Origin of the sequence: Paraburkholderia sp. SIMBA_054 (assembly GCF_046534875.1) — a bacterium.
GTDB classification, from domain to species: domain Bacteria; phylum Pseudomonadota; class Gammaproteobacteria; order Burkholderiales; family Burkholderiaceae; genus Paraburkholderia; species Paraburkholderia hospita.
In genome coordinates this window covers 1-250 of the sequence record NZ_JAWRXV010001307.1, presented here as the reverse complement: position 1 = coordinate 250, position 250 = coordinate 1, and the positions used below count along the sequence as shown (strand labels likewise).

Here is a 250-nt window from a genome sequence, read left to right as displayed (position 1 = left end):
ACCAGGGCCTGATCGATTACGACGAAGTCGAGCGCCTGGCGGTGGAACACAAGCCGAAGATGATCGTCGCCGGTTTCTCGGCCTACTCGCAGAAGATCGACTGGGCGCGCTTCCGCGCCATCGCCGACAAGGTCGGCGCGCTGTTCTTCGTCGACATGGCGCACGTCGCCGGCCTGGTCGCCGCCGGCGTGTACCCGAACCCGCTGCCGCATGCGCACGTGGTCACCTCGACCACCCACAAGACCCTGCG

1 pseudogene is annotated in these 250 nt (G+C 66.8%); it reads left to right on the top strand.

The features are described 5' to 3' along the window. Positions 1-250 (top strand): annotated as a pseudogene (glyA, locus tag SB822_RS59330) (serine hydroxymethyltransferase); the annotation flags it as partial.